Raw genomic sequence first — 8,818 nt, 5'->3', positions numbered from 1 at the left:
TTGGTGAAGTACTGGATGTAACAGGACAACTGGGTGGTTACAACTTCCAGTGGGCCTGGGCATCAGGTTATGCCTGCGGGCAGGGGTTTTGATCAATCAACGCCTGCAGTGTTGATCCGATAGCAGCTTCTATCTTCAGACTCAGCAGTGGGTCTGCGCGGGTTTTGCCAAGGTTCAGTGCTGCAATGGGTTTGCCCATCTGGCTGGCTTGCTGACAAAAGCGATAACCAGAATAAACCATCAATGATGAACCCACCACCAGCAGAGCGTCCGCGACTGCCAGTGCCTGATCGGCCATCTGCCGGGTAGCACTAGGGATCAGATCCCCAAAAAACACCACATCCGGCTTGATGATGCCAGCACAACGCGGACAATCTGCCACCTGAAAGCGATGAAAGTCATCACGCTCCAAATCAGCATCACCATCCGGTGCGGCAGTCACACCCTGTAAACCGGTAAAACCCGGATTCAACTGTTCCAGAAACTGGTGGTAGGCATAACGCATCAAGCGATAACCGCAGCTCTGGCAACTCACCGTATCTGCCCGGCCATGTAAATCCGTGACCTTTGTTGAACCCGCCTGTTGATGCAACCGATCCACATTCTGGGTAATCAGGTGGAACACTCGCCCTCGCTGCTCCAGTTCAGCCAGTGCTCGATGCGCCTCACCCGGTCTGGCCTGCTGCATTACCGGAAAACCGACCAATGCCCTGGCCCAGTAACGCTGACGAACCAACAGCTGCGACATGAAGTCACCATGCTGTACCGGTGGTTTGTGTTTCCACTGTCCCTGCTGATCCCGATAATCAGGAATACCACTGTCAGTGCTGACTCCAGCACCAGTTAATACCAATAATCGCTGGTGATCAAAAACAAAATCCTTCAGGTCGTTCAATGTTCTTTCTCTGGTATTCAAATGCCCGATTTCCTTCAGCTCTGTTAGACTTAATCCTGCGAAACAACTAAAAACAACAGGATACCCTGCTTAGCATTTTGGTTTTACCCACTATCAGGATCAGGGGATCAACAAAGGATAAACCATGAAGCACTGGTTCGGCTCATTACATGCCCGCCTGATGCTCAGCCTGGGTTCTGGCTGGGTGGTGCTGGTTGTTGTCCTGCTGGGCTCCTCCTGGTATATGGGTCGAGACATCACCCGTGAAACCCTGTTCACTCACATGGAGTATCAAGCTGAGCTGATTGCCCATAACATTGAGCAGGATGTTGCAAAAAGGCTGCACGCACTGCAAGGCCTGAGCAATCAGATAGATACAAGCTTCCCACCGGAATCAGAAACTGAACTGCAATTTTTGCTGCAGCAAAACTCCGCACTGCTGGCCTATTTTGATACCCTGGTTGTGGTTAACCGCGACGGAGTGGTGCAGGTTGACTGGCCCAGTGCTGGCCGTCAGGGGCTCAATATCAGTCACCGCGCCTATTTTCAATATCTGCAGCACAGCCGCCGCAGTCATGTCAGTGAACCCTTCACTGGACTGGTCACCCATGAGCCACTGGTGATGTTTGCTGTGCCCCTGCTGGATGAAAAACAGAGTTTTCAGGGTATGGTTGGCGGCATCGTCAAGGTATCGGGTGATAACTTTCTGGGTCGTCTGCAACGTCTGCGCCTGGGGAAAGAAGGGTTTGCCGGACTTGGAACCGCATCCGGCCAGATCCTGGTACATAAAAATCCTGAGCTGATTATGCAACCACTGCCCGATGCTGAGTTTAACCCCTGGATTGGTTTGGCTTTACTGGGCTGGGAAGGTGCCGCTGAAGGATTAACACTGGATGGCCAAAATGCCCTGCAGGCCTATCGCCAGCTGTGGCAAGCAGACTGGATTGTAGGGGTTTACCTGCCTGAGCATGAAGCCTATGCCGCTTTTGATCGCCTCTGGTGGATCATGTGGCTGATTGGTGGCGGTGTATTGGTGATCAGCCTGCCAACTCTCTGGATCATCCTGCTGTTATTACTGCGACCTGTAAAACGCTTTGCCCAGCAGATTGATGCCATTACCCGTGGTGAGCAGGAACGTCTGAAAGCCGACACCCCATTAAGTGAACTACGCTCCGTGGCTTCCCGATTTAATACGCTGCTGCGTTATCTGGATCGCAACCGAGGTGACCTGGTTCGCCGTCAGGCTTATCTGAATGCTGTGCTGGACTCATCCCCGACCGGCATTATTCTGTCTGATTTGCTGGGTGGTGTGATTTATGTCAACCAGGCTTTTATGACAATGACAGGGTATCCTGCTGACACTCTGCGTGGTATGGGTTGGCAACAGACTATCCACCCTGATGAACGCCACATTTTGCTCAATGACTGGCAGCAAGCTGTGGCACATCACCGGACATTTGAAACCCAGTACCGCTGTATTCGTAGTGATGAACAACAAATTTGGCTAGAGGTACACGCCTCACCTGTCAAAAGTGAAGAAGGCCAGTATCAGGGGTATATCGGCACTTTTCGTGACATTACTGAGCGTAAACTGCAGGAAGAAAAAGACCGCTGGGCAGCCCTGCATGATGGACTAACCCAGTTGCTTAACCGCCGTGGCTTTGATCAGGTCATGGATGCTGCTGCAAAGGATTGGCAACAGCAACAGATCCAGTCAACCCTGTTACTGATCGACCTGGATCACTTCAAACCCATCAACGACAACCTTGGGCACGATGTGGGTGATCTCTGGTTACAGGGGATAGCAGCTATCCTGCAACGGGAAGCCGGAACACAAGGGATTTCGGCTCGACAGGGAGGCGATGAATTTGCCCTGCTGTTAAAAGGCATGGATGAACCCCAGGCAAAACAGGTCGCAGAACAGATCCGAATAGCAGTGGAACAGCTTAAAATCAGTGGCTCCGATCAGTATCGGGTCACCACCAGCATCGGCCTAAGCCATTTCCAGCCCAATGAAACCTCCGCCAAAGAGCTCATCAAACGAGCCGACGAAGCCTGTTATGCCGCCAAGGCAGCAGGACGCAACCGAGTAATATCCTTTCAACCAGCCTCCAGTTGATCATCATGCAGGCTAAGCCTGCAGCCCCCTCTCATTCTTCATCAAAAATGACTCTTTGATTACAATCGCGATTGACAATACTTCTTATTTGCCATTAGACTTGTATTAACATAAAGATTCACCCATCAGAATTGCTGCGACTTCCAAGTTACAATAAATGGCTCCGATGAATAAAACACCCGAACATGCCTTAAACCCCGACACAGGGCAAACCTCAGAAAACTCTGAGGAGCCCAGCATCACCAGTCAACAACTCTTCGGCACCAGCCGACAACTGCTGATTTTACACCAGGGTGAAACCTACACCCTGCGCATCACCCATCGCGGCAAACTGATCCTGACCAAATAAAGTCAGCTCAAAACAGAATCAACCCAAGCCAGCCAGCAAGTCATTTTCACTTCAGCCAGCCAGGGAATAAAAACCATCATGGAGAAGTGAAAGTGAAAACAACACAAACCCTGCATCTGCAACATTTCAAGCCATCCAGCTTGACCATCGCCATCACCCTTGCACTGGGAGTAGCAGGAACCAGCATTTCAGCAGCCACGCTGGCTGATCAACAAAACCTGCGCCTGCCACAAATTGATGTGGTTGGTAAAACTGGTGAAGACATTGCTCGCCAGCCAGGTTCTGTCACTCTGGTCTCACAGGAAGACCTGCAGCGCCAACAACCTCGCTCTACTGAAGAAGCCTTACGGCAGGTGCCAGGTGTTTACATCAAGGGTGAAGAAGAAACAGCTGTGGTTGCCAATATCGGTATTCGTGGACTCAGTGCTGCCGATTACAAAACCCTGATACTGGAAGATGGTGTACCTGTCGCTCCAGGTTTATTTGTTGGTAATGGTCGTTATTACAACCCTCGCATTCAGCGCATTGGTGATATTGAGGTACTCAAGGGTGCTGCTGCACTGCGTTATGGCCCCAGCACCATTGGCGGGGTGATCAACTACCGCACCAAACAACCGGATGACGGAGTTGCACTTACTGCACGAGCAGGCTCTCACGGCATGAAAGAAAGCACTTTAGAGGTCGGCGGCAGCTCTCCCTCACTGGATGGCGTGTTTGGTGCTGTGATCACCCGCGCACAAAGTGATGGTTTTATGGATAAGGGTTATGACATGACTGATGCCATGATCAAAGCGGGCATGGCCGTTGGTGATGATCAGTGGATAGGTGTTAAATTCACCCACTATGCCAATGATGCCAATATCTCCTATCGGGGACTTTTTCTGGATGACTATAAAGCTGGCAAAACCTATAACCCAGCTCCTGATGACTGGTTCCTGACCGAACGCCAATCCTTTGATGTAAACCACGAATGGGACATCGACGGCAACTTTAAACTCAATACCCTTGTTTACTGGAGCCAGATGTACCGTGACTACTGGCGTTATGGTGTTAATGCAAACGCTTCCCGTACAGCAGGACGCTGGGTTTATACGAACAGTCTGAGCGGCAATAACCGAGCCTTTGAACGTTTTGGTGCTGAATCCCGTCTGCAGTTTGCTCACAACAGCTTTGGCATGCGTAACCAGGCTGAAGTTGGTGTGCGTTTCATGACCGAAGAAATGAAAGATCAAACGATCCAAGCCACACGTGCCACCCCGCGCAGCGGCAACATCACCCGTGACCGTGTTGACACAGCCGACAGCATTGCTGTTTTTGGTCAGAACCGTTTTGAAGTCACTAATCAGCTGGCAGTGACTCCAGGCATCCGGGTTGAGTCTTATACCCAGGAACGCAAGGATCTTCAAAAAACAGCAGCGTAAGGTAACCGTGCGGATACCTCCAACACCGAAGTAATGCCCGGTATCGGTGCAACCTATCAGCTTTCCTCCGCAGCACAGGTATTTGGTGGCGTTTATCAAGCCTTTTCACCGGCATCCAATGGTGATGCTCTGGATGGTCTGAAGGATCAGCAACTGGAAGCAGAGCGCTCACTGAATCTGGAGCTGGGTGTACGTGGTCAGATCAGCCAGCTGACCTATGAAGCAACCTACTTCCGCATGGATTTTGACAACCAGATAATCCCTGCCAACAGTAACACCGACTACCAGCAAACTAATGGTGGTAAAACACTGCATCAAGGGTTTGAAGGTGCTGTTGCCCTAGGGTTGGGTGGTGGATTTTTCATGCAAGCTAACGCCACCTGGATTCCAGATGCCAAGTTTGTTGGCACCCGTTATGAGACCAATGGTGTTGATGTCAGTATAAAAGATGGCAAGCGTGTAACCTATACACCAGAAGTGATCCTTAATCTTGGCCTGGGTTACGAAACTGAGCAGTTTTCCACACTGCTGAGTGCCAACCACACTGGCTCGCAGTTTAGCGATACGGACAACACCAAAACTCTTGCAGAAAATACCAGTGGATTCTTCACAGGACAGATTGATTCCTACACCACGCTGGATCTGACCGCCAACTACAAGGTAACTCCTGCCTTTAATGTATTTGGCAACATCAAAAACCTGACGGATGAGCGCTATATTGCCAGCCTGCGTCAGGGCATCTACGCCGGGCCTGAGCGCAGCTTTGAAGTTGGAGCACGCTACCAGTTCTAAGTCTTAGGCAACACAGCAATTGGAGTTTTTCAGCTTCTTTGGGGAACCTCAGGGTTCCCCTTTTTTTATGCTTGACACCCAAACCAAACTTAATGATAATCATTCTTGTTATCTGTTGGGTGCCAGCAAGCCAGTTTTAGCCAGCCAGTGCACTACTCATTCAGGACCCGTCATCAGGAGAGTACGATATGAATGCATTGGTGAATTTCCCCGTCTTCACAACCGGGTTATCCGGTTTACTTTACAAAGCGCTGCAAGGTGTTCGTCAAGCTCAGCCTGCTGCCAGTCTGCGTGAGTGGGCAACACTGCTGAATACCAGTGAAGGTGACTTGCAGGCTTCCAGAATCGGTCAGGAAAATGTATGGCCATTGCGTGATGCTTTCAGTGTGCTTTATCAGCTGTCGACACTGCAGGAAGTTGAAGTCACCGCTTATAACGACTTGGGTTCCATTCATTATCGCGGCTGTTTTTCTACTCCTGATTTGTGTCTGGATCATCCGCGACAGCTGGGTATTCAGTTCCTGACCTCCGGTCTGCATCTGAAATTACAGCTGGAGCACTGGTACTGGGGTTGTGCCACGGAACAACGGCTGGACTTTTTCACCCGTAATGGCCGTCGTTTTATGTCACTCAGCCCCACCACAGCCACCTGTAAAACAGCCTGGCAGGAACTGCTGCATCAGCATGCGGATACCCAAGCCAGCCACCAACCCTTGTTTGAACCCGCAGCAACACGTCATAGAGAACACCCTATGCCGCAGGATCTGACCAGTCTGGAACTGGAGTGGCGCAACATGAGTGACCCACAACAGATCAGCGCCCTGCTGCAACGGCATCAAACCACCTATTTTGCCACCCTCTGCTCAATCAGCCCAAAACTGGCACGATCAGTTTCACTGGATAGCTTTGAACATCTGCTGAACAGTGCTTGCCGACTGCAACTGCCCTTGTGTATATCCATGATCAGCGAGGGTTGTGTACAAACCTGCAAAAAAGCCCTGCTGAAACCCTGCATCGGCAAAGGTTCCTTGTTGCTGGAATGGCAAGAAGGACAAGCCAGACTTGATCCCAGCCTGTTTGAGTTTGCTTTTATCACCCGCAAACCGCGAGGCGACAGCTGGATCAGCTCGCTGGAGATTTTTGGTGCCAGTGGAGAAATGCTGCTGCAGGTGCAGGGTTACAACGCTGAAGGGCGGGTGGAAAATCTGGCGCTGCGTGAAGTATTCAGCAGCCTGTTATAAAAGGAGCAATCCATGCACAAAAAACTCTGGGTTCAACTGGTGGCCTTTGCCCTGCTACTGACTGTTATGGCACCCTTGCTGGTGGTGCTGGATTAACCCCTTAAAAGACCAACCACCAGACGGGTATCAGGCTGACCAGCACAATCAGTAGCAGCGCCAGCAACACACCTAACATTCTGAATGGCTGGCGGATCAGGCGATCAATAAAACGGGGTGTTGTTCCCTCGGCTTGCAGTTCCGCCTGTTCCTGCTGTGCCCGCTCCAGACGCTGCTGCTGATAAGCATCCAGCAATGCCCGCGCTTCGGCCTCCTGCTCTGGGTCATGCAGCCAGATGCCTGCCAGACCCACACGCCAGTAACCCGAGGTGGTTTCATACCAGTGGATACCCTGCTCATTCAACAGCAGACGTATCTCATGTAACTCATCATCCGGTACATGGTGACCAATACGGAAGAGTAAAACCGACATGCCAACTCCATTAAAAAACCCCATCCGGAGTTATCCGGTGGGGTTGATTGATCAATAGACTCAGATCTGAGACTGCAGATAGTTCTTGATACCAATGCGCTCAATCAGACCCAGTTGTTTTTCCAACCAGTAAGCATGATCCATTTCGGTATCATCCAGCATCTGACGCAGAATTTCACGGGTCTGGTAATCCTGTTCTTTTTCACACAGGGCAATCACTTCTTTCAGGGCTTCGGTCACGTCATATTCCAGCTGCAGGTCATTACTGAGCATTTCTTTGACGTCTTTACCGATCTTGATCGGTTCACGCGTGACCATATCCGGTGTCCCTTCCAGAAACAGTATGCGTTGAATCAGTTGAGTTGCATGGGCTTTTTCATCATCAAACTCATGAGCAATGCGTTCGTGCAGCTTGTTTAAACCCCAGTCCTCATACATGGATGAGTGGATAAAATACTGATCCATTGCAGTCAGTTCACCAGCCAGGAGTTTGTTGAGTGCTGCAATGACTTTTTTGCTGCCTTTCATGATTTATTCTCCTGTGCTGACAGTGGTCTGCAGATAGTTTTCAATGCCCATTTCAGTGATCTGATGCTGCTGGGTTTCCAGCCAGTCCAGATACTCTTCTTCATCTTCGAGAATCTCTTCCAGCAGATGGCGGCTGATATAGTCTTGCTCTGCTTCACACAGGGCAATGGCTTCACGCAGCTGCTTGAGTTGGTCTAGCTGCAGATCTTGGTCACACTTCAGCATTTCGGCAGTATGTTCACCAATGCGCAGGCGCTCAAGGTGCTGCAGATTGGGCAAACCTGTCAGAAACAGAATGCGCTCGATCAGCTCATCAGCTTGTTTCATATCTTTGATGGATTTTTTATACGCTGCGTGGTTCAGGCTTTCAAAGCCCCAGTTACGGAACATGCGTGCATGGAGGAAGTACTGATTGATAGAAGTGAGTTCCAGCGTCAGCACTTTATTGAGCTGTTCCAGAACCTTGGTGTTTCCTTGCATAAATAGCCACCCTGGGTTGGTACGTTGAAGAGGGAGCTGGCTTGCCGGAAAACCGACTGGCTGGCAAATTCAGGGTATAAGAATAGCCTGCTGAAGCAACGCAGGCAAAAGAATAGTGGCTGAAAGGTAAAAATCAGGCTACAGAGGCGGCATCATAACAAAGCGATTGATTGCACTGAGCACTGTTCAACACTTGCTTTGCAACACTCACACATTTACCGCACTGGCTGCCAACAGCCAATTCACGGTAAAGGTCACGCAGACTGGCTGCACCCTGGTCAGCGCAGGTTTTGATTTGTTGCTCGGTGATACCCTTGCAGATGCAGACGTACATGCTTGACCTCCACTGAATGCTAATTGTTCTCGACAAGATTATCGACAAAACATCAGCAAAGCAAGTGATAAAGATTCACATCCGCAAAAAAAAACCGCCGCTGCGCGAACGCAGGGCGGTTTTTTAAATTACAGCGACGAATCAGGCGCTGGCAGGAGCGCGGCGACGTACTGGACGGCGACCACCATCA

Annotated in this window: 9 protein-coding genes and 1 pseudogene; 5 read left to right on the top strand and 5 right to left on the bottom strand. The window is 50.5% G+C overall.

What is annotated here, in order from left to right:
- Positions 1 to 92 (top strand): NAD(P)/FAD-dependent oxidoreductase (locus tag IBX50_RS14310; RefSeq protein ID WP_292256949.1); only part of this gene is annotated, 92 nt, incomplete at its 5' end.
- On the opposite strand, the gene IBX50_RS14305 is transcribed toward IBX50_RS14310, so the two are convergent.
- A complete protein-coding gene (locus tag IBX50_RS14305) occupies positions 68 to 916 on the bottom strand; it encodes an NAD-dependent protein deacetylase (RefSeq protein ID WP_292256947.1) in 849 nt (282 codons plus the stop codon). The genes IBX50_RS14310 and IBX50_RS14305 overlap by 25 nt on opposite strands.
- A 124-nt stretch (positions 917 to 1,040) precedes the next feature.
- Here IBX50_RS14305 and IBX50_RS14300 point away from each other — a divergent pair, with 124 nt between their 5' ends.
- The 4 genes and pseudogenes from IBX50_RS14300 to IBX50_RS14285 all read left to right on the top strand — a co-directional run bounded on the left by IBX50_RS14300 (position 1,041) and on the right by IBX50_RS14285 (position 6,817).
- Complete coding sequence (locus IBX50_RS14300) at positions 1,041 to 3,014, top strand: diguanylate cyclase (protein ID WP_292256945.1); 1,974 nt, start codon at positions 1,041 to 1,043, stop codon at positions 3,012 to 3,014.
- A 157-nt stretch (positions 3,015 to 3,171) separates the two neighbouring features.
- Positions 3,172 to 3,363 (top strand): hemin uptake protein HemP, encoded by a 192-nt coding sequence (locus IBX50_RS14295; protein ID WP_292256942.1) that lies wholly within the window; start codon positions 3,172 to 3,174, stop codon positions 3,361 to 3,363.
- Between the two features lie 86 nt (positions 3,364 to 3,449).
- Positions 3,450 to 5,576 (top strand): annotated as a pseudogene (locus IBX50_RS14290) (TonB-dependent receptor).
- A gap of 188 nt (positions 5,577 to 5,764) precedes the next feature.
- On the top strand, positions 5,765 to 6,817 hold the full coding sequence (locus IBX50_RS14285) for a hypothetical protein (RefSeq protein WP_292256940.1): 1,053 nt from the start codon (positions 5,765 to 5,767) through the stop codon (positions 6,815 to 6,817).
- 100 nt (positions 6,818 to 6,917) lie between these two features.
- Here IBX50_RS14285 and IBX50_RS14280 read toward each other — a convergent pair whose 3' ends face one another.
- From IBX50_RS14280 to IBX50_RS14265, 4 genes are all read right to left on the bottom strand, one after another.
- Complete coding sequence (locus tag IBX50_RS14280) at positions 6,918 to 7,286, bottom strand: DUF6164 family protein (protein ID WP_292256938.1); 369 nt, start codon at positions 7,284 to 7,286, stop codon at positions 6,918 to 6,920.
- 60 nt (positions 7,287 to 7,346) lie between these two features.
- Entirely contained in the window at positions 7,347 to 7,814 is a 468-nt protein-coding gene (bfr, locus tag IBX50_RS14275) for a bacterioferritin (protein ID WP_292256936.1), read from the bottom strand.
- Positions 7,815 to 7,817: 3 nt separating this feature from the next.
- Complete coding sequence (gene bfr / locus IBX50_RS14270; protein ID WP_292256934.1) at positions 7,818 to 8,294, bottom strand: bacterioferritin; 477 nt, start codon at positions 8,292 to 8,294, stop codon at positions 7,818 to 7,820.
- 133 nt (positions 8,295 to 8,427) lie between these two features.
- Entirely contained in the window at positions 8,428 to 8,628 is a 201-nt protein-coding gene (locus IBX50_RS14265) for a (2Fe-2S)-binding protein (RefSeq protein ID WP_292256932.1), read from the bottom strand.
- Positions 8,629 to 8,818 lie beyond the last annotated feature (190 nt).

The sequence above is a fragment of the Marinospirillum sp. genome, assembly GCF_014859565.1.
This window is presented reverse-complemented; position numbering and strand designations above follow the sequence as displayed.